The sequence below is a fragment of the Rathayibacter sp. AY1C7 genome, from assembly GCF_002931865.1.
Classification (GTDB): Bacteria; Actinomycetota; Actinomycetes; order Actinomycetales; family Microbacteriaceae; genus Rathayibacter.
On sequence record NZ_PSWB01000010.1, the window covers coordinates 21078 to 45439 of the forward strand.

Below are 24362 nucleotides of genomic sequence, written 5' to 3' on the forward strand. Positions count from 1 at the left end.
CGCCGAGCGCCGCAAGCTGAGTGCGGGGCGGGTGTCGGATAAGAGTCCGCAGAGAACAGGATCCGGGCTTGGCGAATCGCGATCCGTCCCCTACAGTTGCATACGGCCGAATGAACTTCGGCCCAGCGGCGCAAGTGATTCCCCCCAATCCAGCGCCGCCGAGGCGGCACCTGTTCCCCCCAATGGGTGCCGCCCCCTTCTTCCCGCCTGATCCGGCGGACGGACGCCCCCGCTCGAGCCCTGCTCGCGGGGGCGTTTCCGCGTCGCCGGGACGTCTCCTCGTCGACTGGGCTTCTCTGCGCCGTGGGGCCCCTCCTCGGAGCGGCTCCCTGCCGAGAGCCCCGGGCCGCCCCTGCGCTCGCGTCCGGCCCGGGTCGTTCCTCCACAGGCGCCGACGCGGGCGTCTCTCCTCCGATCGGGCAGGGAGCGCCCCGGCGCGCGGAACGGGCTCCTAGCGTGCCGGGATGACCCGCGACTTCGTCCCCCTCGTCCCCGCCGAGCACCGCCGCGACCCGCTGCCGGTGCGGCCCGCCGCCGCCGGTCTCGGGCTGCTCGCGCCGCACGCCGCGGATCCCGCGGTGACCGACCTCTTCGTGAACGGCGGCGCGGGCCTCTGGATCGACCGGGGCGGTGGTGCGGAGCGGGTTCCGGAGTGGACGCTCGACGCTGCCGGAGCACGGCGGCTGGCCGTCGCGCTGGTCGCGGCCGGTGGACGGCACGTCGACGAGGCGAGCCCGTGCGTGGACGTCAGGCTCCGCCACGGGGTCCGCGTGCACGTCGTGCTGCCGCCGGTGGCGACCGGGGGAGCGCTCGTGTCGGTGCGGGTGCCGCGGTCGGACTCCTGGACGCTCGGGGAGCTGCAGGCGGCCGGGATGCTGGACGACGACGGAGTGCGGCTTCTGCGCCGGGCGGTCCGCGAGCGGTGGAACCTGCTGATCACGGGAGCCGGTGGATCAGGCAAGACCACCCTGCTCGGTGCCCTGCTCGGGTGCGCGGCGCCGACCGAGCGGATCGTCGCCATCGAGGACGTCGGCGAGCTCCGGCCGGCGCACCCGCACGTCGTCTCGCTCGAGGCTCGGCAGCCCAACCTCGAGGGCGCCGGTGCCGTGGGCCTGGACCGGCTCGTGCGGGAGGCGCTGCGGATGCGTCCGGACCGCCTGGTCCTCGGCGAGTGCCGCGGCGTCGAGCTGCGCGAGCTGCTGTCCGCGCTGAACACCGGGCACGACGGCGGTGCGGGGACCCTCCACGCGAACTCCCTCGAGGACGTGCCCGCGCGTCTCGAGGCGCTCGGGGTCCTCGCGGGACTCGGGCCCGAGGCGATCGCCCGCCAGACGGTCAGCGCGATCGACCTGGTGCTCCACCTCGAGCGCCGCGACGGGCGGCGGCGGCTGGCGGCATCCGGGACGTTCGCGCTCGACGCGGCCGGCCGCCTGAGGGTCGAGGACGGGTCGCTCCCGAGCGCCTCGAGGTCGAGCGCGTGACGGGCCGCGACGGGCTGGACGAGGTCGCGGCCGTCGTGCACCGACTGGCCGTCCTCCTCGCGGCGGGAGTGGCTCCCGCGTCGGCCCTCGGGCATCTCGCGGGGGCGGAAGGGGCGGACAGCGGGGACGCGCGGCGGCGGCGACTGCTCCGGGCGGTGTCGGAGGAGGCCGGCCGCGGGGGCGACGTGACGGAGGCGCTGCTGCGCGGGACGCCGGTTTCGCGGCGGAGCGGCTCGGAGCGGAAGCGGCCGCGACGGCGAGCGCCGGACACCGGTGAGGCGACCGCGTGGGCGGCGCTGGCCGCCGCGTGGCGGGTGGCCGCCGACTCCGGCGCGCCGGTCGCCGCCGCTCTCGGCGAGCTGGCGGAGTCCCTGCGCGAGCTGGCGCGCGCCCGCCGGGACATCGAGGTGGCTCTGGCCGGTCCCTCCGCCACCGGGAGGGTCGTGAGCGCGCTGCCGCTGGCGGCGCTGGGTCTGGGGGCACTGCTGGGCTTCGACGTGGTCGGCGTGCTCCTCGGGACGGTGCCCGGTGCGGTCTGCCTGGTCGGGGGAGCCGGGTTGATGGCGGCCGCGCACGCGTGGACGCGGCGCCTCGTCCGAAGCGCGGCCCCGGCCGATCCGGCGCCCGGGCTCGCGCTCGACCTCCTCTCGGTGGCGCTGGCCGGTGGCGGCTCGATCGAGTCGTCGCGCGCCCGGGTCGTGGCGGCGCTCGCCGAGTGCGGGCTCGACTCGGGCGAGCGCGTGTTCTCCGACGCGGACCCGGTGCTCGCCCTCTCCGCGGCGGCGGGCGTGCCGGCCGGACGCCTGCTCCGGAGCGAGGCGGCTCTGGTCCGGGCACGGGCGTCCTCCGGGGCGCGGGAGCGAGCCGCTCGGCTCGGCGTGACCCTGATGCTGCCGCTCGGGATCTGCGTGCTGCCGGCGTTCCTGCTGCTCGGAGTGGCTCCGATGGTCGTCTCGGTGCTGCTCTCGACGTTCTCGGTGGCGGCGTGACGCGGTCGACCGCTCCTCCACAGGGGCGGGACCGGGAGGCGTCTCCACGGATCGGCCGGAGGGTCGATCGGTGGGATCGGGAGTCCGCGATCCTCGGAGGAGGGGCGCGGAGCGGGGCGGAACGGAGCAGGACGGATGAGAAGTGACACGGCGATCAGCGGCGGGGGAGTCTCCCGGAGTCGAGGACTCGGTAGGAGCAGGGATGCGGGAAGTGGTGTGCCCGGAACGAGCCGGGGCTCGAGGAGCGGCGGAGGTGCGGCGTCCGGCGGAGGAACGGGCATCGACGTCTCCGCGGGGCGCGTCGAGTGGCGCCGACCCGGGTGGGGAGGTCTCGGCGCTCTGGGCGACGAGGAGGGGTCGGCGACGGCGGAGTACGCGATCGCGACGATGGCCGCGGTCGGTTTCGCCGGGCTGCTGGTGGTCATCCTCAAGGGCGACGAGGTGCGGAGCATCCTGACCGACCTGGTGACCCGCGCGCTCACCGCGGCGGGATGAGAGGCCTTCCGCTGCTGCGCGGGCGGCTCGTCCAGGAGGAGGGCTCGGCCACTGCCGAGCTCGCGCTCGTGCTCCCGGCGGTGGTCGCGGTACTGGCGCTGTGCCTGGGGTCGGTGGCGGCCTCGGCGCAGTACGTCCGGCTCGTCGACGCGGCCGCCGACGCGGCCCGGTCCGCGGCCCGGGGCGACGACCCCCGCACGCCGCTCGCCCGGGTGGCGGGGGCGTCGCTCACGGCGGGGGAGCAGGACGGACTGGTCTGCGTCGACGTCGCGGCCCGGCTGCGCCCGCTCCCGGCGGTGTCGCTCCCGGTCTCGGTCCGGTCCTGCGCGCTGGGCGGAGGCGGATGATCCGACGGCTCCCCGGGGCTGTCCGCGACCGGGAGGAGGGATCGGCCGCGGTCGTGGCGATCGGAGTCGTCGCGGGCACGATCCTGGTGACGGCCGCCGTGCTCGCCGGCTGCGCAGGAGTCGTCGGGCACCAGCGAGCGGTCGCCGCCGCGGACGCCTCGTCCCTGGCAGCGGCCGACGTCGCCTCCGGCCTGCTGACCGGGGATCCGTGCGGACGTGCCGCCGCCGTGGCCCGCGCGAACGGCGCCGAGCTCGTCCTCTGCGACGTCGACGGGGGCGTCGCGAGAACGGAGGCGGCCGTCGCCGCGGGTCCGCTCTCCCTCACGGCGCGGTCGAGGGCCGGCCCGCCGCCCTGAGGGCGGAGGCAGCAGCGGGCGTCGTCCGGACCGAGGTCCGGACGACGCCGCGGGAGCGCGTCAGTCGGAGGAGAGTCGCTGGTACCGGTACGCGGCGGCGGTCGGCAGGGCGCCCGCGCCCTCGTCGTGCTCGAGGCCGCCGGCGAGGAGGTAGATGTAGCGGGAGCCCGCCCTCGCCCCGGGGATCTCGAGGCGTGCGGCGGGGGCCTGATCGTCGCCGTATCCCCGGCGGAGGGTCTTGCCCTCCAGCGGTCCGTCGAGGAGCTTGGCCGTGTAGGCGGAGGTCGTGGTGGTGTGCGTCGTTGCCATGCCTCATCATGCGCCGATCGGCGCCGCGCGTCACCCCCGTCGTCGGCAGGCCGGGCAGGCGGCTCCGAGGCCGTGTCCAGCGTCCTCCCGAGGTCCCCGTGTCCTCGGGAGGGGGCAGGACGTCCGGGGTCAGTGTGTATGGTGTGCCTGTCGGGCGCCCCCGCCGATGGGGACGCGTCGCCGTTCCCCGCACCACGTCGCCGCGCACCGTCTCCCCGCAGCAAGGGGACGTCGGACCACTGGTCGTCCGACCCGACAGCACCAATCGAGGAGAACTGTGTCCGGCACGAAGAAGCTGGTGATCGTCGAGTCGCCGGCGAAAGCCAAGACCATCGCCCAGTACCTGGGCGACGGCTACGAGGTGCTCGCCTCCGTCGGGCACATCCGCGACCTCATCGAGCCGAAGAACCTCCCCCCGGAGCTGAAGAAGGGCCCGCTGGGCAAGTTCTCCGTCGACGTCGACAACGGCTTCGAGCCCTACTACGTCGTCTCCGACCAGAAGAAGAAGACGGTCGCCGACCTCAAGCGCGCGCTGAAGAACGCCGACGAGCTCTACCTCGCCACTGATGAGGACCGCGAGGGCGAGGCCATCGCGTGGCACCTCCTCGAGGAGCTCAAGCCCAAGGTCCCCGTGCACCGCATGGTCTTCCACGAGATCACGAAGGACGCGATCCAGAAGGCGCGCGACAACACCCGGGACATCGACACCTCCCTGGTCGACGCCCAGGAGACCCGCCGCATCCTCGACCGCCTCTACGGCTACGAGATCTCGCCCGTGCTGTGGCGCAAGGTCGGCCCCGGGCTCTCGGCCGGTCGGGTGCAGTCGGCCGCGACCCGCCTGGTGGTCGACCGCGAGCGGGAGCGCCTGGCGTTCGTGTCGGCGAGCTACTGGGACCTCGCCACCGTGCTCGCACCCGAGTCGGACGCCGCGGCGGGCTTCGACGCCCGCCTGGCGCGGCTCGACGGCAAGCGGATCGGAAGCGGCCGCGACTTCGACGACCGCGGTCAGCTGAAGGGCGACGTCACCGTCCTCGACGAGTCCACCGCCGGTGCCCTCGCCGAGGCGCTGCGCGACCCCGCCACCACGGTCCGGGTCTCGAACCTCGAGTCCAAGCCGTACTCGCGCCGCCCCGCCGCCCCGTTCACCACGTCCACGCTCCAGCAGGAGGCGGCGCGCAAGCTCCGCTTCTCGGCGCGCCAGACGATGAGCGTCGCGCAGTCGCTCTACGAGAACGGCTTCATCACCTACATGAGGACCGACTCGCCCGGGCTCTCGCAGCAGGCGCTGAACGCCGCACGCACTCAGGCCGCGTCCCTCTACGGAGCCGAGACCGTCCCGGACAAGCCCCGCCTGTACTCCGGCAAGAACAAGAACGCGCAGGAGGCGCACGAGGCCATCCGGCCCGCGGGCGAGACCTTCCGCACCCCGGACCAGCTCTCGGGCACCCTCCGCGGCAACGACCTCCGCCTCTACGAGCTCATCTGGAAGCGCACCGTCGCCTCGCAGATGGCCGACGCCAAGGGCTCGACCGCCACCGTGACGCTGCTCGCCGAGCCGGCCGGCGACGTCGCGAAGACCGCCGAGTTCACCGCCTCCGGAACCGTCATCACCTTCCGCGGATTCCTGCTCGCCTACGAGGAGGGGCGCGACGAGGAGCGTCACGGCGCCCGCGACGAGAAGGACGCCAAGCTGCCGGTGCTCGAGGTCGGCCAGAGCCTGGTCGTCGCCGAGGTCGAGGCCAAGGGCCACGAGACCTCGCCGCCCCCGCGCTACACGGAGGCGAGCCTGGTCAAGGCGCTCGAGGAGCTCGGCATCGGCCGGCCCTCGACCTACGCGTCGATCATCTCCACCATCGTCGACCGCGGCTACGTCACTCCGCGCGGGACCGCCCTCGTGCCCAACTGGATCGCCTTCTCGGTGGTCCGGCTGCTCGAGGACTTCTTCTCCGACCTGGTGGAGTACGACTTCACCGCCGAGATGGAGGGCGACCTCGACCGCATCGCCGGCGGCGAGGAGGACCGCGTCGCCTGGCTCAACCGCTTCTACTTCGGCGGAGGCACGCACCCCGGGCTCCGACACGTCGTGGACAACCTCGGCGAGATCGATGCGAAGAGCATCAACTCCGTCCGGATCACGGACGACATCACCCTGCGCATCGGCAAGTACGGCCCCTACCTCGAGGTGGCCCAGGAGGAGGGGCAGGAGACGCCGCGTCGCGTCAACCTGCCGCTCGAGCTGGCTCCCGACGAGCTCACGCCCGCCAAGGCGCAGGAGCTCGTCGACGCCCCGGTGCAGACCGACCGCGTGCTGGGAAGCAACCCCGACTCGGGCAAGACCGTCGTCGTCAAGGACGGGCGCTTCGGCCCCTACGTGACCGAGGTCGATCCGGAGCCGGAGACCGCGGCGGATCCCGCCACCGGGGAAGTCGTCGAGCCCGCGCCCGCGAAGCGCGGCGCGAAGAAGCCCGCTGTCGTGAAGCCGCGCACCTCCTCCCTCTTCAAGTCCATGGACGTCGCGTCGATCGACCTGGCGACGGCGCTGCGCCTGCTCGACCTGCCGCGCACGGTCGGCGACGACCCCGAGAGCGGCGAGCCGATCACGGCTCAGAACGGCCGGTACGGCCCGTACATCAAGAAGGGCACCGACAGCCGGTCGCTCACCAGCGAGGACCAGATCTTCGAGGTCGACCTGCCGACGGCGCTCGAGATCTTCGCCCAGCCGAAGTACGGGGCGCGACGCGCGTCGAGCGCGCTGAAGGAGTTCGAGGCGGACCCCGTCAGCGGCAAGCCGATCCGGATCCGCGACGGACGCTTCGGCGCCTACGTGACCGACGGCGAGACCAACGTCACGATCTCCAAGGGCCTCACGATCGAGGAGATCGACTTCGAGCAGGCGGTCCAGATGCTCGCCGACAAGCGCGCGAAGGGCCCGGCCAAGAAGGCTCCGGCCAAGCGCGCGCCGGCCAAGAAGCCCGCGGCGAAGACCACGGCGGCCAAGACGACAGCGGCCAAGACGACGGCGGCTAAGACGACGGCGGCCAAGACGACCGCGGCCAAGACGGCCGCGGCCGCCAAGAAGACGACCGCAGCGAAGAAGCCCGCCGCGCCCCGCGCCACCTCCGCGAGCCGCGCGGCCGCGGCGGCCGCCGCCGAGACGTCGGACGCGACCGAGTCGTGACCGGGCTGTTCGTCACCCTCGAGGGCGGGGACGGCGCGGGCAAGACCACGCAGGCCCGGCTGCTCGAGGAGTGGCTGGGCACGCGGGGCGAGACCGTCGTCCGCACCCGCGAGCCCGGGGGCACCGAGGTGGGCCTGCAGATCCGCGAGATCGTCCTGCACCACCGCGGCGAGATCGATCCGCGGGCCGAGGCCCTGCTCTACGCGGCGGACCGCGCCCAGCACATCGGGACGCTCGTGCGACCGGCGCTCGAGCGGGGCGAGGTCGTCGTGCAGGACCGCTACATCGACTCCTCCGTCGCCTACCAGGGAGCCGGGCGGGTCCTCGACGCCGTCGAGGTCCGGCGGCTCTCGGAGTGGGCCACCCACGACCTGAGGCCAGACCTCACCGTCCTGCTCGACCTCGACCCCGCCGTCGCGCGGGGCCGGCTCGACGCGGCCCGCACCCGCTTCGACCGGCTGGAGGCCGAGAAGGCGGAGTTCCACGGGCGCGTGCGCGAGGCGTTTCTGGCGATCGCCGAGACGGACGCCGAGCGCTTCCTCGTCGTGGACGCCGCTCTCCCCGTCGAGGAGATCGCGGCCGCGGTGCGGGAGCGGGTCGCCGCGCTCCTCGACGGTGCGTCGGCTGTCGGTGCTCGCGGTTAGCCTGGTGGCATGACCGTCTGGAGCCAGCTCGTCGGGCAGGAGCACGCCATCGGCGCCCTGCAGGACGCCTCGACGCCCCGGGACGACCGTGGCCGGGAGTCGTCGTCGATGACGCACTCCTGGCTCATCACCGGCCCTCCCGGGTCCGGCCGCTCGAACCTCGCCTACGCGTTCGCCTCCGCACTGCTCTGCCGCCACGGCGGCTGCGGGGAGTGCCCCGACTGCCGCCAGGTCGCCGCCCGCTCCCATCCCGACCTCGCCGTGCTGACCACCGAGCGCGTGATCATCTCGATCGACGAGGTGCGGCGGCTGGTCAGCAGCTCGCAGTACTCGCCCTCGGTGTCGCGCTACCGCGTCATGGTCATCGAGGACGCCGACCGGATGAGCGAGCGCACGTCCAACGTGCTGCTGAAGGCGCTCGAAGAGCCGCCGGAGCGCACGGTCTGGATCCTGTGCGCCCCGAGCGAGGCCGATCTGCTCCCCACCATCCGCTCCCGCGTCCGCTCCGTGCGGCTCCGCGTGCCGAGCATCGAGGACGTCGCCGGTCTCCTCGAGCGCCGCGACGGGGTCGACCCCGAGACCGCCGAGCGCGCCGCCCGCCAGGCTCAGAGCCACATCGGGATGGCGCACCGCCTGGCGACCGACGCGAACGCGCGCGAGCGCCGCGAGGAGACGCTCCGCATCGCCCTGCGCCTCCGCGGCGTCTCGGACGCGGTGCTCGGCGCTGCGCGGATGATCGAGGTCGCGACCGAGGACGCCAAGGCGATCACCCTCGAGCGCGACGAGGCCGAGCGGCAGCAGGCGCTGCGCTCGCTCGGCGTCGAGCCCGGGGGCACCGTGCCCGCGCAGCTCCGCTCGCAGCTGCGGGCGCTCGAGGAGGATCAGAAGCGACGCGCGACGCGGAGCCTCCGCGACGGCCTCGACCGGATCCTCGTCGACCTGCTCTCCCTCTACCGCGACGTGGTGCGCCTCCAGCTCGGAGCGCCCGGCGGCGTCATCAACGAGGAGGTCCGGACCGAGATGACCGCGCTCGCCGACGCGACTCCGCCCGACCGCACGCTCGCCGTCCTCGACGCGATCGCGACCGCCCGGCAGCGGATCGACGCAAACGTCTCCCCGGTCCTCGCTCTCGAGGCGCTGCTCGTCGTTGCGGCGCGCCGCCCGGTGGCCGCGTGAGGCGGGGGCGCCGGTCGGCCGTCGTCGTCGCGCTCGCCGCGGCCGCGTCCCTCCTGACCGGCTGCTTCGCGCCCGGCCCGAGCGTCGACCGGACCTCCACCCCCTATCCGCAGACCGTCGACGACTCGCTGGAGCGCTACTACTCGCAGGTGCTGGTCTGGGACGACTGCGGCGACGGCGCTCTCTGCACCGACGCGACAGTCCCGCTCGACTGGGACGACCCCTCGGGGGAGACGGCGTCGATCGCCCTGGTGCGCCGACCCGCGACGAAGGGACCGGCGATCGGCTCCCTGCTCGTGAACCCGGGCGGACCGGGAGCGTCGGGCGTCGACTTCATCCGCGACAGCGCCGACTACGCGGTCGACTCCGCGCTCGCCGCCCGGTACGACGTCGTCGGCTTCGATCCGCGCGGAGTGGGCGCCTCCACCGCGGTCTCCTGTCTCGACGCCGCGGGCCTCGACTCCTACCTCTACGACATCACGCCGGGGGAGCGGGGCAGCGACGAGTGGATCCAGGCGCAGCGCACGACCGCTGCCGCGTTCGCCGCCGCCTGCCAGGAGCGCAGCGGGCCACTGCTGCCCGAGGTCGGCACCCCGAGCGCCGCCCGTGACCTCGACGTGCTGCGCGCGGCGCTCGGCGACGAGACGCTGCACTACCTCGGCTACTCCTACGGCACGTTCCTCGGAGCGACCTACGCCGGGCTGTTCCCGGACCGGGTCGGCCGCCTCGTCCTCGACGGCGCTATCGATCCGGCGGCCACCTCGTTCGACGTGGTGCGCGAGCAGGCGAAGGGGTTCGAGAGCGCACTGCGCGCCTACCTCGCCGACTGCCTCCGCTCGGACGACTGCCCGTTCACCGGCACCGTCGACGCGGGGATGGCCCAGCTGAAGCGCATGCTCGAGGACGTGGACGCCTCGCCGATCCGGGCCGCCGACGGCCGGGAGCTCGGCGCGAGCACGCTGTTCACCGCGATCGTCTACCCGCTCTACGACGCCACGGCGTGGGGAGCGCTGAGCGAGATGCTGGCCGGCGTCCGCCGGGGCGACCCCGCGGTCGCGTTCCAGTACGCGGACGCCTACAACGGGCGCGACGCGGACGGCCGGTACGCGGACAACACCACCGAGGCGTTCCTCGCGATCAACTGCGTCGACTACTCCTACGACGCCGACACCGCCTCGATGCGCGCCGACGAGGCCGCTCTCGAGCAGGCCGCGCCGACCATCGGCCGCTACATGGCCTACGGCGACATCCTCTGCAGCGAGTGGCCGGCGGCGTTCGAGGGCTCCCGCGAGCCGATCACCGCGGAGGGCTCGGCGCCCATCCTGGTCGTGGGCACCACGAACGATCCCGCGACGCCCTACGTATGGGCGCAGGCGCTCGCGGGCGAGCTCTCCGCCGGTCACCTGGTCACCTACGACGGCGAGGGCCACACGGCCTACAACAAGTCGACGTCCTGCGTGAACGACGCGGTCGACGCGTACCTGCTCGAGGGGACCGTCCCGGAGGTGGATCCGCAGTGCTGACCGAGCAGGAGCGGTCCCGCGAGCAGCAGCCCGGGCTTCGCGAGCGCAAGCGCCTGGCCACGCGGCGGGCGATCGAGATCGCCGTCCTCCGCCTCGCTAGCGAGCGCGGGCCGGAGCGCGTAACCATCGACGACGTCTCGCGCGCCGCCGACGTCTCCACGCGCACCTTCTTCAACTACTTCGCCTCGAAGGAGGACGCGCTGGTCGGCGGGCTCCCGGTCATCGCCGACGAGACGGCGGCGGCGTTCGTCGCGGGCCGGGGCGCCGTGCTCGAGGACCTGCAGCGGGTCTTCGTCGCCGCGATGGAGGAGCCGCTCGAGGAGGACCGGGAGCTGCACGTCCTCCGCCGCGCGCTCTTCCGCGAGCACCCGCATCTGGTCGGTCTGAAGATCGCGGGCATGCGCGAGTTCGAGCTCGCGGTCGAGGGGCTCGTCGCCGAGCGTCTCGGCCAGGAGGACGACGACGCGGAGCGGGTGCGCAGCCGGGCGCGGATGCTGACGCTCCTCGGGCTCGCCGCCGTCCGCCACGCCTGGGCGGCCTGGGTCGATCACGACGGCCGGGAGGCCCTGCCCGGACGCATCGCCCGCTCCTTCGAGGAGCTCCGCGGCGCGCTCGCCTGAGCCGAGCGCGGCGGTCGCCGCCGCCGTCGCGGAGCCTCTGCTCGACCGCGCCGTCCTGATTCACGCCCGGGGGCGCGAGCAGGCTATGCTGTGTAATCGTGTCCGGGGCTCAGGCCCCGCGTGCACGCCGCCTTAGCTCAGTCGGCAGAGCGTCTCACTCGTAATGAGAAGGTCGTGGGTTCGATTCCCACAGGCGGCTCCCTCTCCCGTCATCCGCGACGTCCCGGCCGGATCCGCGAGTTCCCGGCCTCATCCGCGGCGTCCAGGTCGCGTCGAACTCGCGTCGCTACCCTGTTGCGGATGACCGACACGCCTCCTCCCCGCCGTCGCCGCACTCTCGTGGTCGCCGCGGTGCTCGTGGCCGCCGTGCTCGGTGGCGGCGCCTTCGGCGTGGGGACGGCCCTCGGCAGCGCCGCGGAGCCCGGGGCGCTGCCCGTCGTCTCGACCCCGACCGCCACCGCGACTCCCGCACCGACGCCGACGGCCACGGCGCGGCCCACCGCCGAAGCGGCGGCCGAGGCGCTCCGCACCTGCTCGGTGGCGGGGCTCGCCGCCGACCCGCGCCTGGGCTCGATGCAGGCGCGTGTGGTCGACGCCGCGACGGGCGAGGTCCTGTTCGACCGCGGGGGCGGGACCGCGTCCCGCACCGCCTCCGCCCTCAAGATCCTCACAGCCGCGTCGGCGCTCGCGGTCCTCGGCCCGGACACGCGCATCGCCACCACCGTGGTCCGCGGGAGCGAGCCCGGAAGCGTCGTCCTCGTCGGCGGGGGAGACCTCACCCTGACCCGGCTCCCGACCGGCCGGGAGTCGACCTACGCCGGAGCGGCCCACCTCGACGACCTCGCGGCGCAGGTCGAGAGCGCCTGGGAGGCGGACCCGTCCACCGCCGGGACGCCGATCACGTCGCTGGTGCTCGACTCCTCCCTCTACTCGGGCGAGACCTGGCAGCCGAGCTGGAACCGCAAGGAGCAGGTCGACGGCTACATGCCCGAGATCACGGCGCTCCAGGTGGACGGCGATCGCGAGGACCCCACGGCCTCGACCTCCGAGCGCGGCACGGATCCGGTCGGCCGGGCCGGAGAGGCGTTCGCCGACGAGCTGGACGGCTCGCCCGTGGTCTCCACCGGGACCGCTCCCGCGGGCGCCGCGGTTCTCGGCACGGTGGAGTCGGCTCCGGTCGGCACGCTCGTGCAGCAGATGCTGCTCGTCTCCGACAATGCGATCGCCGAGATGCTCGCGCGGCTCGTCGCGATCCGCACCGGCGCGGGCAGCGACTTCGCTGCCGAGCAGGCCGGTGTGCTGCAGGGGCTCGCCGGTTACGGCGTCGACACGTCCGGGATCGCGATCGTCGACGGCTCCGGCCTGAGCGACGACAACGCGGTCGCGCCGGCGTACTTCACCGAGCTGCTCCGGAAGGTGCAGGCCCGCGAGGGGCAGCTGGGGATCCTCCTGGACGGCCTGCCGGTGTCGGGCCGGACGGGCTCGCTCTCCTACTCCGACCGCTTCGCCGGCGACAACGCCGCGGCCGACGGCGCGGTGCGCGCGAAGACGGGCTGGATCGACACCGGCTACACACTGGCCGGCGTGGTCACCGCGGCGGACGGCACCGAGCTGACCTTCGCGGTCTACGCTCTCGGCGACGTCTCCGACTCGGCGAAGACCGCGATCGACACCCTCGTGACGGGCGTCTACCGCTGCGGCTCCTCGCTCTCCGACTCCTGACCCGGACGGGTCGACCTCCCGCTCCTCCTCTCCACCTCCTCCCGGAAGGCCCACGATGACCACCGCACTCCTGATCGTCGACGTGCAGAACGACTTCACCGAGGGCGGCGCGCTCGCCGTCACAGGCGGCGCGGCCGTCGCCCAGGGCATCACCGCGCATCTGGCGGCGCACGCCGACCGGTACTCCGCGGTGCTGGCCTCCCGCGACTGGCACGAGGGCGACTCCGACAACGGCGGCCACTTCGCGGTGGAGCCGGACTTCGTCGACAGCTGGCCCGTCCACTGCGTCGCCGGCACGGACGGCGCGCGGTTCCACCCGGCCCTGGACACCGCTCGGATCGACGTGCAGATCCTCAAGGGACAGGGCCGTCCCTCCTACTCGGCCTTCGAGGGCACGACGGAGGCGGGCGAGGAGCTCGGCGCCGTGCTCGCGGAGCGGGGCGTCACCGCGCTCGACGTCGTGGGACTCGCGACCGACCACTGCGTGCGCGCCTCGGCACTCGACGCGCGACGGGCGGGGCTCGAGGTCCGCGTGCTCGAGGACCTGGTCGCAGGCGTCTCCGAGGAGGCGAGTGCCGCGGCGCTGCGCGAGCTCACGGAGGCGGGAATCCGCGTCGAGCGGTCCGTCTGAGGGCTCGTCCCTCCACAGGGCTCAGGGAGGCGCAGGTCCTCGAGGCTCCCGGCGACCCCGCCCCCGGAGCGATCGCCCGTCCTACACTGGGAGGACGAGAAGCTCCTCCTGGCGCGGTCTGCGCGCTCCGATCCGAAGAAGTGGTTCCCTCCTGTGACTGATTCCGTCGCGTCCCGCGCCGCCGAGACCGCTCTGCTCGCCCGCATCCCCACGCAGCTGCTGATCGGCGGTGAGTGGGTGGACGCCTCCGGCGGCGGCTCGATCGACGTCGAGGACCCGGCCATCGGAGCGGTCCTGGTCTCGATCGCCGACGCGACTCCGGAGGACGGGGTCCGGGCGCTCGACGCCGCCGTCGCCGCCGGTCCGTCGTGGGCCGCGACGGCGCCGCGGAAGCGGGGCGAGATCCTCCGGCGGGCGTTCGACCTCCTGCAGGAGCGCACCGAGGAGTTCGCGCTCCTGATGGCGCTCGAGATGGGCAAGCCGGTCGCGGAGGCGAGGGGCGAGGTCGTGTACGGCGGCGAATTCCTCCGCTGGTTCAGCGAGGAGGCGGTGCGCATCAGCGGACGCTACGGAGTCTCGCCCGAGGGCAGCGGCCGGATGATCGTCTCGCAGCACCCGGTGGGCCCCTGCTACCTCATCACCCCCTGGAACTTCCCGCTCGCGATGGCGACGCGGAAGATCGCTCCGGCGCTGGCGGCGGGCTGCACCGTCGTCGTGAAGCCGGCCGAGCTCACTCCGCTCACCACGCTCGCCTTCGCGGCACTGCTCGCCGAGGCGGGGCTCCCCGACGGCGTGCTCAACGTGGTCACCACGTCCTCGGCGGGAGCCGTGTCGGCTCCGATCCTGTCGGATCCCCGCCTGCGGAAGGTGTCCTTCACCGGCTCCACGCCCGTCGGGCGCACGTTGCTGCAGCAGGCCTCCGAGAACGTGCTGCGGACCTCGATGGAGCTGGGCGGCAACGCGCCCTTCGTCGTGTTCGAGGACGCCGACCTCGACCGGGCGGTCGAGGGCGCGATGCTCGCGAAGTTCCGCAACATCGGCCAGGCCTGCACGGCCGCCAACCGCTTCTTCGTGCACGAGTCGATCGCCGAGGAGTTCGCCGCGCGGATCGTGGAGCGCGTGCGCGCTCTGCGCGTCGGCCGCGGCACCGAGGACGGAGTGACCATCGGCCCGCTGATCGACGAGCGCGCGGTCGAGAAGGCGTCCGCGCTGGTGGAGGACGCCGTCTCCCGCGGCGCGCGCCTGCTCACCGGCGGCGATCGGATCGAGGGGGCGGGCCACTTCTACCGGCCGACGGTGCTCGCGGGGGTCGACCGGGAGAGCGAGATCCTGCGCACCGAGATCTTCGGCCCGGTCCTCGCGATCGTGCCGTTCACCGACGAGGACGACGCCGTCGCGCTCGCCAACGACACCGAGTACGGACTGGTGTCCTACGTCTTCACGCGCGACCTCGCCCGCGGTCAGCGGATGATCGAGCGGCTCGCCACCGGGATGATGGGCCTCAACGTCGGCGTGGTGTCGAACGCGGCGGCGCCCTTCGGCGGGGTGAAGCAATCGGGCCTCGGTCGCGAGGGCGGACTCGAGGGGATCCACGAGTACCTCAGCACCAAGTACACGCTCACCCCCGACCCCTTCGCCTGATCCGGTGGAGCGGATCGAGGTCACCGCGCTCGACGACCCGAGGCTGCGCGACTACGCGCACGCGACCGACGTCGCGCTGAAGAACGCCCGCGGCCCGCACGGCCTGTACATCGCGGAGTCGGCGCTCGTGCTCGAGCGCGCGATCGCCGCCGGGCACCGGCCGCGCTCGGTGCTCGCCCTCGGCGGTTCGGCCGGCGAGGCCGAGCGCCTGGTCGGCCGCTTCGACGTGCCCGTCTTCACGGGCACGGGTGAGCTCCTGGCCGAGCTCACCGGGTACACCCTGCACCGCGGTCTGATCGCGGCGATTGACCGGCCCGTGCTGCCCGACCCGGCCGGCCTGCTCGCGGGAGCGCGCCGCGTCGTCGTGCTCGAGGACGTGGTCGACCCGACCAACGTCGGCGCGATCTTCCGCTCCGTCGGGGCCATCGGAGCCGATGCGGTGCTGGTGACGCCGCGCTGCTCCGATCCGTACTACCGCCGCGCCATCCGCGTGAGCATGGGAACGGTCCTCCAGGTGCCCTGGACGCGCGTCGGCGACTGGCCGTCGACGCAGCGGCTCCTGCACGGAGCGGGCTTCACGATCGCGGCGATGGCTCTGACCCCGGAGGCGGTGCCCCTGCGGGACTTCGCCGCCCGCGCTCCGGAGCGCGTCGCCCTCGTGCTCGGCACCGAGGGGCAGGGTCTCACCGCCGAAGCGCTCGCCGCCGCCGATGTCGCCGTCCAGATCCCGATGCGGCACGGAATCGACTCGCTCAACGTCGCTGCGGCGTCGGCGGTCGCGATGTGGGCGCTCACCGAGCCCTCCTGAGAGGCGCGCCTGTGCCCCGTTGGGGGTGCCACTGGGGCGTGAGAGCGCGCCCAGCGCTCGCCGGAAGCATCGACTGCGCTACCGTGGCCGCACTCCCGCCCGCAGACGTCACGAACGAGGTCGTCCATGCTCCTGCGCACGACGCTCCGCCCGCCTGTCGCGCTGCTCGTCGGAGTCGCGCTCGCACTGAGCCTCACCGCCTGCTCCGGTCCCGCCGCGGAGGTGCCGGACGGGTCCGTGCGCGACTCGGGCTCCGTCGCGACCGCCGCCCCGGCGCCCACCGGCACAGCCGATCCCGAGAGCGGCGCGCGCATGACCCGCCTGATCAGCGACTGCCTCGCCCGCTACGGCCTGAGCGACCGGCCGCCGCTCGCGAGCCCGCTCGCGGAGGAGGAGGTCCGCCTGGCGGCGCAGCGCGCCCGTGACGCCTACGACGCCACCCTGACCGACTGCTCGGCGCAGGCGCTCGCGTCCGGAGAGCCGAGCAGTGATCCGACGGGGGAGCCCGGCAGCGAGCCGACCGACGAGCCCGACGCCGACTCCACCCCCGCTCCGGCGGGCTGACCGTGCGACTCGAGGGGACGTCCGCGCTGATCGCGGGGGGAGCATCCGGACTGGGAGCCGCGACGGCGACGGCGCTCGACGCCGCAGGAGCGCACGTGGTCGTGCTCGATCTGCCGTACGCGGTGGAGGCCGCGCGTCTGCCCGCCTCCGTGCAGCTGATCGCCGGGGACGTCCTCGATCCGGACGCCGTCTCGCGCGCCGTGGGGGCGGCGGGGGAGCTGCGCGTCGCCGTGAGCTGTGCGGGCGTGGCCACACCCGGGCGGCTGCTCGGACGCGACGGGCCACTGCCGCTCGAGCAGTTCGAGCGGGTGCTGCGGATCAACACGACCGGGACGCTCAACGTGCTGCGCCTCGCCGCGGCGTCGATCGCCGAGCGGGAGCCCGTCGACGAGGAGCGGGGAGTCTTGGTGACGACCGCCTCCGTCGCCGCGTTCGAGGGGCAGATCGGGCAGGCGGCCTACGCCGCGTCGAAGGGAGCCGTGGCGGCGATGACCCTGCCGCTCGCGCGCGAGCTCGCGGCCCGGCTCGTGCGCGTGGTGTCGATCGCACCGGGCACGTTCGACACGCCCCTGCTCGCCGGGCTGCCGGACAGGGCCCGCGAGGCGCTCGGCTCGGCGACGCCGCATCCGGCCCGCCTCGGACGCCCCGAGGAGTTCGCGGCCCTGGTGCGGCACATCGTCGAGAACCCCATGATCAACGGCGAGACCATCCGGCTCGACGGGGCCCTGCGGCTGCCGCCGCGCTGAGGGACGAGCGGGCGCAGGCTGCTGGTCGAGACGTGCGGGCGTCTCGAGACGCCGCTGCGCGGCTGGTCGACCGGCATGAGGCAGCGGCGGTCGCGAGACGCCGCTGCGGCGTCCGTCAGACGAGCAGCTGGTGCTTGGCGAGGTCCCGGTAGAGCGGCGTCGACTCGACGAGCTCGGAGTGGGTGCCGACTCCCACGACCTCGCCCCTCTGCAGCACGACGATGCGGTCGGAATCGACCACCGTCGACAGGCGGTGCGCGATCACCAGCAGGGTCCGGTTCTCGGCGACCGCGTCGATCGCCAGGCGCAGGCGCTGCTCGTTGAGGCCGTCGAGGCTCGACGTGGACTCGTCCAGCAGCAGGATCGGCGGGGCCGCCAGGAGCGCGCGGCCGATCGCGAGGCGCTGACGCTCACCGCCCGAGAGCATCACTCCGCTCTCGCCCACCGGCGCGTGCAGGCCGAGCGGGTTGCGCTCGAGCACGTCGGTCAGGTTCACCGCCTCGAGCACCCGGAGGCAGTCGGCGTCGTCGGCGTCGGGGCGGCCGAGGACGAGGTTCTCGCGGATGGTGCCGGCCAGGACGGGGGCGTCCTGCTCGACGTAGCCGATCTGCGCGCGGAGCGCGTCGCGGTCGATGGCCGTGATGTCGACGCCGCCGAGTCGGACGACGCCGGCCTCCGGGTCGTAGAACCGCTCGATGAGGGCGAGGATCGTGCTCTTGCCCGCTCCCGACGGTCCGACCAGGGCGGTGCGCTTGCCGCGCGGCACGGTGAAGGAGACGCCGCGCAGGACGGTGCGGTCGCGCTCGTCCGCCACGGCCGCCGCGTCGGGCACGGCGCCCTCCTCGTAGGAGAACACCACGTCCTCGAAGGAGATGGCCTCCTCCGCCACGCCGGCGCCGAGGCCGCCCGCGGAGGCGTCGCCGTCGCCCTCGATCGGCAGGTCGATGATCTCCTGGATGCGGCCGAGGGCGCCCAGCGCCGAGTTCACCGAGGTGATGGCGCCGATGAAGTTGCCGAGCGGCATCACCATCATGAAGAGGAAGAGGATGAACGAGACCAGCTGGGCGATGTCGATCGCGCCGGACGCGACGCGGTAACCGCCGACGCCGAGGACGGCGAGGAAGGCGACCTGCATGGCGATCCCCGCCACCGGCACTACGAGGGCCGAGACGTGCGCGACGCGGATCCCGAGGCGGTACGCCTCCGTCGCGTGCTGGTCGACGACCGCGATCTCACGGTCGGTGGCTCCGGCGGCACGGATCGTCCGGACGGCGCTGATGGCGCGCTCGACGGCCGCGGCCAGATCGCCGACCTTCTCCTGCGCCTTGCGGCTGGCGGTGCGGATGCCGCGGCCGAGGGTCAGCGCGAGCCCGAGGGCCACCGCCACCACCGCCACGATGATCAGCAGCAGCACCCAGTCGATGACTGCCATCGCGATGATCGCGCCGACGAAGACGAGGGAGCCCGCGATCGAGTCGACGAGCCCCTGGGTCAGCACCGCGCGCAGGAGCGTGGAGTCGGAGCCGACGCGCGAGACGAGGTCGCCGGTGCGGCGCGCATCGAACTCCCGAATGGGGAGGCGCAGCAGCCGCGCGACGAGGCGGCGGCGGCTCGAGAGCACGATCCCCTCGCCGGTGCGCTGGAGCAGGTAGTGCGCGAAGCCCGAGATCAGCCCGGAGGCCACGACCAGGCCGACGAGGGCCCACACCAGCGGGCCGAGATCGAGACCGGACTGGACCCGGGTGATGACCTGGCCGACGAGCAGGGGCTGGCCGAGGCTCGCCGCCGCTCCGAACAGGCTGAGGACCACGACGACCGAGAGGATGCCGCGGTGCTCGAGCAGGTAGGGCACGAGCTGCGAGAAGGAGGCGCGGGGTCCGTCGTCGCGGGAGGGTCGTCGTCCGCCGCGCCGGGAGGTGGTGGTGCTCATCGCCGTCCATTCTGCCCCGTCGTCGCTGCGAGCAGGCCACCAGAGGGCGGGCCCGGTGCTCAGGGAGGCGGCGGAGACGCGGACGGCCCGCCGGGGGATCCCGACGGGCCGTCCTCTGCAGGGAGTCCTACGACACGTTGTCGTGGTACGACGCGTTCTTCGTCTCCTTGGAGAGCAGGAGCGCGATCAGCGTCAGCACGGCCGCGGCGCTGAGGTAGAGGCCGACCAGCACGGTGCTGCCGCCCGCCGCCCTCCAGAGCGCGACCGCGATGATCGGCGCGAGGGCCGCTCCGAGGATCGACGCGAGGTTGTACGCCATCGCCGAGCCGGTGTAGCGGACGTTGGTCGGGAACAGCTCGGGGAGGACGGCGCCCATCGGGCCGAAGGTCAGGCCCATCAGCGTGAAGCCGAGGATCAGGACCGCCATGACGCCCGCGAAGCCGGCGCTGAACAGGGGCACGAAGAGCAGGCCGAACACGAGGATCGCCGCGGTCACCACGAGCAGCGTGCGGCGGCGGCCGAAGCGCTCCGCGAGCGGGCCGGAGACGAGCGTGAAGATCCCGAAGAACACCACGCCGACGATCAGCATGACGAGGAAGTCGTTGCGCGTGTAGCCGAGGCCCGGAACCGCGCCGTCGACGGGTGAGGTGCCGTAGGTCAGCGTGAACGTGGTCATCAGGTAGAAGAGCACGTAGGTCGCCAGCATGATGAAGGTGCCCAGGATGAGCGGGCGCCAGCTGGTGACGAAGACGCGGGCGAGGGGCAGCTTGGCGACCTCGCCCTTCTCTACGACCTTCTGGAACGCGGGCGTCTCGACGAGCTTGAACCGCACGTAGAGCCCGATGATCACGAGCACGGCGCTCGCCAGGAACGGCACGCGCCAGCCCCAGGCCGCGAACGTCTCGTCGCTCATCGTGCTCGCGAGCACCAGGAACAGGACGTTGGCGACGATGAAGCCGATCGGTGCGCCCAGCTGCGGGAAGGTGCCGTAGATGGCGCGCTTGCCGGCCGGTGCGTTCTCGGTCGCGAGCAGCGCGGCTCCGGACCACTCGCCGCCGAGGCCGAGGCCCTGGCAGAAGCGCATCACCACGAGCAGGAACGGAGCGAGGAACTCCCAGCCGGGCGTGAGCGCGGTGGGCAGGCAGCCGATCAGGAAGGTCGCGACGCCCATGGTGAGCAGTGAGGCGACGAGGGTGCCCTTGCGGCCGACGCGGTCGCCGAAGTGGCCGAAGATGATCGACCCGATCGGGCGCGCGATGAACGCGACGCCGAAGACGGCGAAGGAGGCGAGGAGGGCCGTGGCCGGGTCCTCGTTGACGAAGAAGAGCGACGGGAAGACCAGGACGGCGGCGGTCGCATAGGCGTAGAAGTCGTAGAACTCGATCGAGGTGCCGATGAGGCTGGCGAGGATGACGCGGCCGCGGGAGTTCTGCGGGGCGGCTGCTGGCGCGTCGGAGACGGCGGGAGAAGACATGAGGGAGGGGCTCCGTGTGGACGGCGGCTCCCCCCGAGCCGGCGGGGCGGGGCGTCGATCGGGCGTCGCGGGCCGCTGAGGAGAGGGGGAGGAGAGGGGGGTCGCTCGTGACGACCCGACCACTTTACTCCGTGTTCTCCCAGGTTCGTGTGCGGGCGGCCCCAGGACGGGGGCCGCCCGCAGTGGTTCAGCTGCGCAGCGAGCGGAGGAGCAGAGCGGTCGAGACCGCCGCCTCGGCCGCCTCGCGCCCCTTGTCCTCCTTCGAGCCGGGAAGGCCCGCGCGATCGATGCCCTGCTGCTCGGTGTCGAGGGTGAGCACGCCGAAGCCGACCGGCTTGCCCGTCAGGATCGAGACGGTGGTGAGCCCGGAGGTGGCGGCGTCCGAGACGTACTCGAAGTGCGGGGTGCCGCCGCGGATGATCACGCCGAGGGCGACGACCGCGTCGGCCCCCGCCTCCAGGGCCGCCTTCGAGGCGACGGGCAGCTCGAACGAGCCGGGCACGCGCACGAGCGACCAGGACGCTCCGGCCTCGTCGAGGGCTCGGCTCGCTCCGGCGATCAGGCCGTCGCTGATCTGCTCGTGCCAGGTGCCCGCGATGACGACGACGCGCAGTCCCGCGCCGTCGAGAGGGGAGGTGGTGGGGGCGCCGCTACCGGCCATTGCTACTCCTTCGTGGTGGCGCCGGCGATCCCGGCGTCGAGGGCGAGGCCGGAGATCCCGGCGTCGAGGGGGTCGTGGTCGAGGACGCTGTCGAGGGTGTGGCCCATGCGGTCGCGCTTGGTCTCGAGGTAGCCCTCGTTGAAGGCGCCGACTCCGACGACGAGCGGCACGCGCTCGGCGACGACGATGCCGCGGTCGGTGAGCTGGCGGACCTTCTCGGGGTTGTTGGTGAGCAGGCGCACCTCGGTGAGGCCGAGGTCCTCGAGGATCCCGACCGCCGCTCCGTAGTCCCGCGCGTCGGCGGGGAGCCCGAGGGCGAGGTTCGCGTCGAGGGTGTCGAGTCCGTCCTCCTGCAGGCGGTAGGCGCGCAGCTTGTTGATCAGGCCGATGCCCCGGCCCTCGTGACCGCGGAGGTAGACGACGACGCCGCCGTCCCGCTGGATCGTGTCGAGGGCGGCGTCGAGCTGGGGCCCGCACTCGCACTTCAGCGAGCCGAAGGCCTCGCCGGTCAGGCACTCGGAGTGCACGCGCACCAGGGCGGGCCGCCCCGCGGCGACCTCTCCCGCGAGGATCGCGACGTGATCCGCTCCGGTCTGCCGGTCGCGGTAGGCGCGGATCCGGAACGGGCCGTGGGTGGTCGGCACCGTGGTCTCGACCTCGAAGCTCACCCGCGCGCTCTCCGGGACCGCGACCGTGACGGGCACCTCCGCGTCGCAGTGGAACTCCTGCAGGTACGCGATGAGGGCCGCGACCGTGGTCACCGGCACGCCCTCGCGCTCGCCGAGGGCGATCAGGCCGGGCAGCCGCATCATCTCGCCGTCCTCGGCGACGATCTCGGAGATCGCGCCCACGGGGTACAGGCCGGCGAGCTTCATCAGGTCGACGGCCGCCTCCGTGTGCCCGTCGCGCTCGCGCACGCCGCCGTCGACGGCGCGCAGCGGCAGGATGTGGCCGGGGCGGTTCAGGCGGGACGGGGTCGCCTCGGGGTCGGCCAGCACGCGGAGGGTGTGCGCGCGGTCGGAGGCGCTGATGCCGGTGGAGAGCCGGTCGGCCGCGTCGACGGACAGCGTGTAGGCGGTGCCGCGCGGGTCCTCGTTCTCGACCACCATCAGCGGCAGGGCGAGGCGGTCGGCGATCTCGTTGGTCATCGGCGCGCAGATGAACCCGGAGGAGTGGCGGACCATCCAGGCGATCGTTTCCTGGCTGGCGAGCTGGGCCGAGACGATGACGTCGCCCTCGTTCTCGCGGCCCTCGTCGTCCGCGACGATGATCGGGCGCCCGGCGCGCAGCGCCTCGACGGCCTCGGGGATGGTGGCGAGGCTCATGAGCGGGCCTCCGCGATCGAGCGCAGCGCGAGCATCCGCTCCACGTGGCGGGCCAGGACGTCGGTCTCGATGTTGACCTGATCGCCGATCGCGCGCGCGCCCAGCGTGGTGACGGCGAGCGTCTCGGGGATCAGCGAGACCTCGAACCACTGCTCCGGCTCGGCGGCGGGGCTGATCGCCGAGACGGTCAGCGAGACGCCGTCCACCGCGATCGAGCCCTTGTCGACGACGAGCGGAGCGATGCCGGTCGGCAGCGAGAACCGCAGCACCCGCCAGGCCTCGCCCGGTGCGATCGCGAGCAGCGTCGCCGTGCCGTCGATGTGGCCCTGGACGATGTGGCCGCCGAGCCGGTCGCCGACCAGCGCGGCGCGCTCGAGGTTCACAGGGTCGCCGACGCCCACGGTGTCGAGGGTCGACATCCGCAGGGTCTGCGCCATGACGTCGGCGGTGAAGCCCTGGTCGGTGTGCTCGACCACGGTGAGGCAGACGCCCGAGACCGCGATCGAGTCGCCGTGCCGCACGCCCTCGACGGCGAGGGGCCCGCGGATGCTGAGGCGGATCGCGTCGGCGCCCGCCTCGACAGCGGTCACGACGCCCTTCTCCTCGATGATTCCGGTGAACATCAGTGGGTCTCCATCTGCAGGGCGTGGGGGAGGCGGGCCGGGGTGCCGGCACCGCCCGCGGGGAGGACGTCGGGGCGCGCGGTCACGAGGAGGTCGTCGCCGAGGATCTCGACCGAGCGGAGGGAGAGGCGCCGGGCCCCGCCGATGCTCTCCACGCCGAGGTCGCCGAGCGCGAGGCGGGGGCCGCCGAGGAGCGCGGGCGCGAGGAACACGAGGTACTCGTCGACCAGTCCGGCGGCGACGAGCGCGGAGGCGAGGGTCGGTCCGGCCTCGACGTAGACGCTGCGGATCTCGGCGAAGTAGAGGTGCGCGAGGACCGCGGCGAGGTCGCGGGTGCGCTCGACCACGACGGCGCGGGGGTGCTCGTGCAGGCGGGCGCCTGGCGGCATGGGGCGCGTGCCGACGACGACGGGCACCGGCTGGTGGGCGAGGAGCTCGCCTCCGTCGCCGCGGGCGGTGAGCGCGGGATCGTCGGCGAGGACGGTCCCGGTGCCGACGACAATCGCGTCGTGCGCGGCACGCTGCTCGTGCACGCGCTGCCGGGCCGCCGCTCCGGTGATCCAGCGGCTGCTGCCGTCCGCCGCCGCGGTGCGGCCGTCGAGGGTCGAGGCCCACTTGAGCGTGACGAAGGGGCGGTGCAGGCGGGTCGCGGTGAGCCACGGGTGGAGGAACTGCTCTCCCTCCTCGGCGAGCACGCCCTCGATCACCTCGACGCCGGCCTCGCGGAGGGTGCGACCGCCGCCGGCCGAGCGCTCGCCCGGGTCCGGCACGGCGTAGACGACGCGGGAGACGCCCGCCTCGATCAGGGCGCGGCTGCAGGGACCCGTGCGCCCTGTGTGGTCGCACGGCTCGAGCGAGACGACGGCCGTCGCGCCCTCGGCGGCGCCCGCCGCGACGTGCGACAGGGCGTCGACCTCGGCGTGCGCGGTGCCGGCTCCGTGGTGCCAGCCCTCGCCGAGGACGGTGCCGTCGGGCGCGAGGATCACGCAGCCCACGCGCGGGTTGGGTCCGCGGGCGGGCCCGCGCTCGGCGAGCGCCAGCGCCCGGCGCATCGCGTGCTCGTAGTCGATCGTCATTCCCGGTTCTTCCGTTCGTCGCCGAACTCCGGGGTCTCGATCG

General features: G+C 73.7%; 23 protein-coding genes and 1 tRNA gene. 17 read left to right on the top strand and 7 right to left on the bottom strand.

What is annotated here, in order from left to right; all coding sequences use genetic code 11:
* The first annotated feature begins 464 nt into the window (after nucleotides 1-464).
* From C5C69_RS07170 to C5C69_RS07190, 5 genes are all read left to right on the top strand, one after another.
* A complete protein-coding gene (locus C5C69_RS07170; RefSeq protein WP_104233736.1) occupies nucleotides 465-1481 on the top strand; it encodes a TadA family conjugal transfer-associated ATPase in 1017 nt (338 codons plus the stop codon).
* A complete protein-coding gene (locus C5C69_RS07175) occupies nucleotides 1478-2470 on the top strand; it encodes a type II secretion system F family protein (protein ID WP_104233735.1) in 993 nt (330 codons plus the stop codon). Before C5C69_RS07170 ends, C5C69_RS07175 begins: the two co-directional genes overlap by 4 nt.
* Nucleotides 2471-2809: 339 nt before the next feature.
* A complete protein-coding gene (locus C5C69_RS17460; RefSeq protein WP_258068897.1) occupies nucleotides 2810-2965 on the top strand; it encodes a DUF4244 domain-containing protein in 156 nt (51 codons plus the stop codon).
* Entirely contained in the window at nucleotides 2962-3312 is a 351-nt protein-coding gene (locus C5C69_RS07185) for a TadE family type IV pilus minor pilin (RefSeq protein ID WP_104233733.1), read from the top strand. Before C5C69_RS17460 ends, C5C69_RS07185 begins: the two co-directional genes overlap by 4 nt.
* Nucleotides 3309-3668, top strand: a complete 360-nt coding sequence (locus tag C5C69_RS07190; RefSeq protein WP_104233732.1) for an Rv3654c family TadE-like protein — start codon at nucleotides 3309-3311, stop codon at nucleotides 3666-3668. Before C5C69_RS07185 ends, C5C69_RS07190 begins: the two co-directional genes overlap by 4 nt.
* Before the next feature lie 60 nt (nucleotides 3669-3728).
* Here the strand turns inward: C5C69_RS07190 and C5C69_RS07195 are convergent, their stop codons facing one another.
* The gene (locus tag C5C69_RS07195; protein ID WP_104222197.1) at nucleotides 3729-3977 is read right to left on the bottom strand and encodes a hypothetical protein; all 249 of its coding nucleotides are present in this window, start codon (nucleotides 3975-3977) and stop codon (nucleotides 3729-3731) included.
* A gap of 277 nt (nucleotides 3978-4254) precedes the next feature.
* Here C5C69_RS07195 and topA point away from each other — a divergent pair, with 277 nt between their 5' ends.
* The 12 genes from topA to C5C69_RS07255 all read left to right on the top strand — a co-directional run bounded on the left by topA (nucleotide 4255) and on the right by C5C69_RS07255 (nucleotide 17230).
* Nucleotides 4255-7155 carry a type I DNA topoisomerase gene (topA, locus tag C5C69_RS07200; protein WP_104233731.1) on the top strand — a complete coding sequence of 967 codons (2901 nt, stop codon included), beginning with the start codon at nucleotides 4255-4257 and terminating at the stop codon, nucleotides 7153-7155.
* Nucleotides 7152-7799, top strand: a complete 648-nt coding sequence (gene tmk, locus C5C69_RS07205; protein ID WP_104233730.1) for a dTMP kinase — start codon at nucleotides 7152-7154, stop codon at nucleotides 7797-7799. Before topA ends, tmk begins: the two co-directional genes overlap by 4 nt.
* A 9-nt stretch (nucleotides 7800-7808) precedes the next feature.
* Nucleotides 7809-8975 carry a DNA polymerase III subunit delta' gene (locus tag C5C69_RS07210; protein ID WP_104233729.1) on the top strand — a complete coding sequence of 389 codons (1167 nt, stop codon included), beginning with the start codon at nucleotides 7809-7811 and terminating at the stop codon, nucleotides 8973-8975.
* Nucleotides 8972-10498 carry an alpha/beta hydrolase gene (locus C5C69_RS07215; RefSeq protein ID WP_104233728.1) on the top strand — a complete coding sequence of 509 codons (1527 nt, stop codon included), beginning with the start codon at nucleotides 8972-8974 and terminating at the stop codon, nucleotides 10496-10498. The genes C5C69_RS07210 and C5C69_RS07215 overlap by 4 nt, the downstream gene beginning before the upstream one ends.
* Nucleotides 10492-11118: a TetR/AcrR family transcriptional regulator gene (locus C5C69_RS16940; protein ID WP_181027157.1), complete on the top strand. Its 627-nt coding sequence runs from the start codon at nucleotides 10492-10494 to the stop codon at nucleotides 11116-11118. Before C5C69_RS07215 ends, C5C69_RS16940 begins: the two co-directional genes overlap by 7 nt.
* A 126-nt stretch (nucleotides 11119-11244) precedes the next feature.
* Nucleotides 11245-11317: transfer RNA gene (locus tag C5C69_RS07225), tRNA-Thr, on the top strand.
* 101 nt (nucleotides 11318-11418) lie between these two features.
* Entirely contained in the window at nucleotides 11419-12840 is a 1422-nt protein-coding gene (gene dacB, locus C5C69_RS07230) for a D-alanyl-D-alanine carboxypeptidase/D-alanyl-D-alanine-endopeptidase (protein WP_104233727.1), read from the top strand.
* 55 nt (nucleotides 12841-12895) lie between these two features.
* A complete protein-coding gene (locus C5C69_RS07235; protein WP_104233726.1) occupies nucleotides 12896-13471 on the top strand; it encodes a nicotinamidase in 576 nt (191 codons plus the stop codon).
* Nucleotides 13472-13624: 153 nt separating this feature from the next.
* Nucleotides 13625-15112 (top strand): NAD-dependent succinate-semialdehyde dehydrogenase, encoded by a 1488-nt coding sequence (locus C5C69_RS07240; RefSeq protein WP_104233725.1) that lies wholly within the window; start codon nucleotides 13625-13627, stop codon nucleotides 15110-15112.
* Between the two features lie 4 nt (nucleotides 15113-15116).
* Nucleotides 15117-15920, top strand: a complete 804-nt coding sequence (locus C5C69_RS07245; protein ID WP_104257638.1) for an RNA methyltransferase — start codon at nucleotides 15117-15119, stop codon at nucleotides 15918-15920.
* A gap of 126 nt (nucleotides 15921-16046) precedes the next feature.
* Complete coding sequence (locus tag C5C69_RS07250; RefSeq protein WP_104233723.1) at nucleotides 16047-16484, top strand: hypothetical protein; 438 nt, start codon at nucleotides 16047-16049, stop codon at nucleotides 16482-16484.
* 2 nt (nucleotides 16485-16486) lie between these two features.
* Nucleotides 16487-17230, top strand: coding sequence for an SDR family NAD(P)-dependent oxidoreductase (locus C5C69_RS07255; protein WP_104233722.1), 744 nt, complete (start codon nucleotides 16487-16489; stop codon nucleotides 17228-17230).
* A gap of 115 nt (nucleotides 17231-17345) precedes the next feature.
* Here the strand turns inward: C5C69_RS07255 and C5C69_RS07260 are convergent, their stop codons facing one another.
* From C5C69_RS07260 to ribD, 6 genes are all read right to left on the bottom strand, one after another.
* The gene (locus C5C69_RS07260; RefSeq protein WP_104257639.1) at nucleotides 17346-19160 is read right to left on the bottom strand and encodes an ABC transporter ATP-binding protein; all 1815 of its coding nucleotides are present in this window, start codon (nucleotides 19158-19160) and stop codon (nucleotides 17346-17348) included.
* Nucleotides 19161-19287: 127 nt separating this feature from the next.
* Nucleotides 19288-20634 carry an MFS transporter gene (locus C5C69_RS07265; protein ID WP_104222221.1) on the bottom strand — a complete coding sequence of 449 codons (1347 nt, stop codon included), beginning with the start codon at nucleotides 20632-20634 and terminating at the stop codon, nucleotides 19288-19290.
* 187 nt (nucleotides 20635-20821) lie between these two features.
* Nucleotides 20822-21295, bottom strand: a complete 474-nt coding sequence (gene ribH / locus C5C69_RS07270; RefSeq protein WP_104250609.1) for a 6,7-dimethyl-8-ribityllumazine synthase — start codon at nucleotides 21293-21295, stop codon at nucleotides 20822-20824.
* A 2-nt stretch (nucleotides 21296-21297) separates the two neighbouring features.
* Nucleotides 21298-22620, bottom strand: a complete 1323-nt coding sequence (ribA, locus tag C5C69_RS07275) for a GTP cyclohydrolase II (RefSeq protein WP_104222225.1) — start codon at nucleotides 22618-22620, stop codon at nucleotides 21298-21300.
* Complete coding sequence (locus tag C5C69_RS07280; protein WP_104233719.1) at nucleotides 22617-23243, bottom strand: riboflavin synthase; 627 nt, start codon at nucleotides 23241-23243, stop codon at nucleotides 22617-22619. Before C5C69_RS07280 ends, ribA begins: the two co-directional genes overlap by 4 nt.
* The gene (gene ribD, locus C5C69_RS07285; RefSeq protein ID WP_258065115.1) at nucleotides 23243-24319 is read right to left on the bottom strand and encodes a bifunctional diaminohydroxyphosphoribosylaminopyrimidine deaminase/5-amino-6-(5-phosphoribosylamino)uracil reductase RibD; all 1077 of its coding nucleotides are present in this window, start codon (nucleotides 24317-24319) and stop codon (nucleotides 23243-23245) included. The genes C5C69_RS07280 and ribD overlap by 1 nt, the downstream gene beginning before the upstream one ends.
* Nucleotides 24320-24362 lie beyond the last annotated feature (43 nt).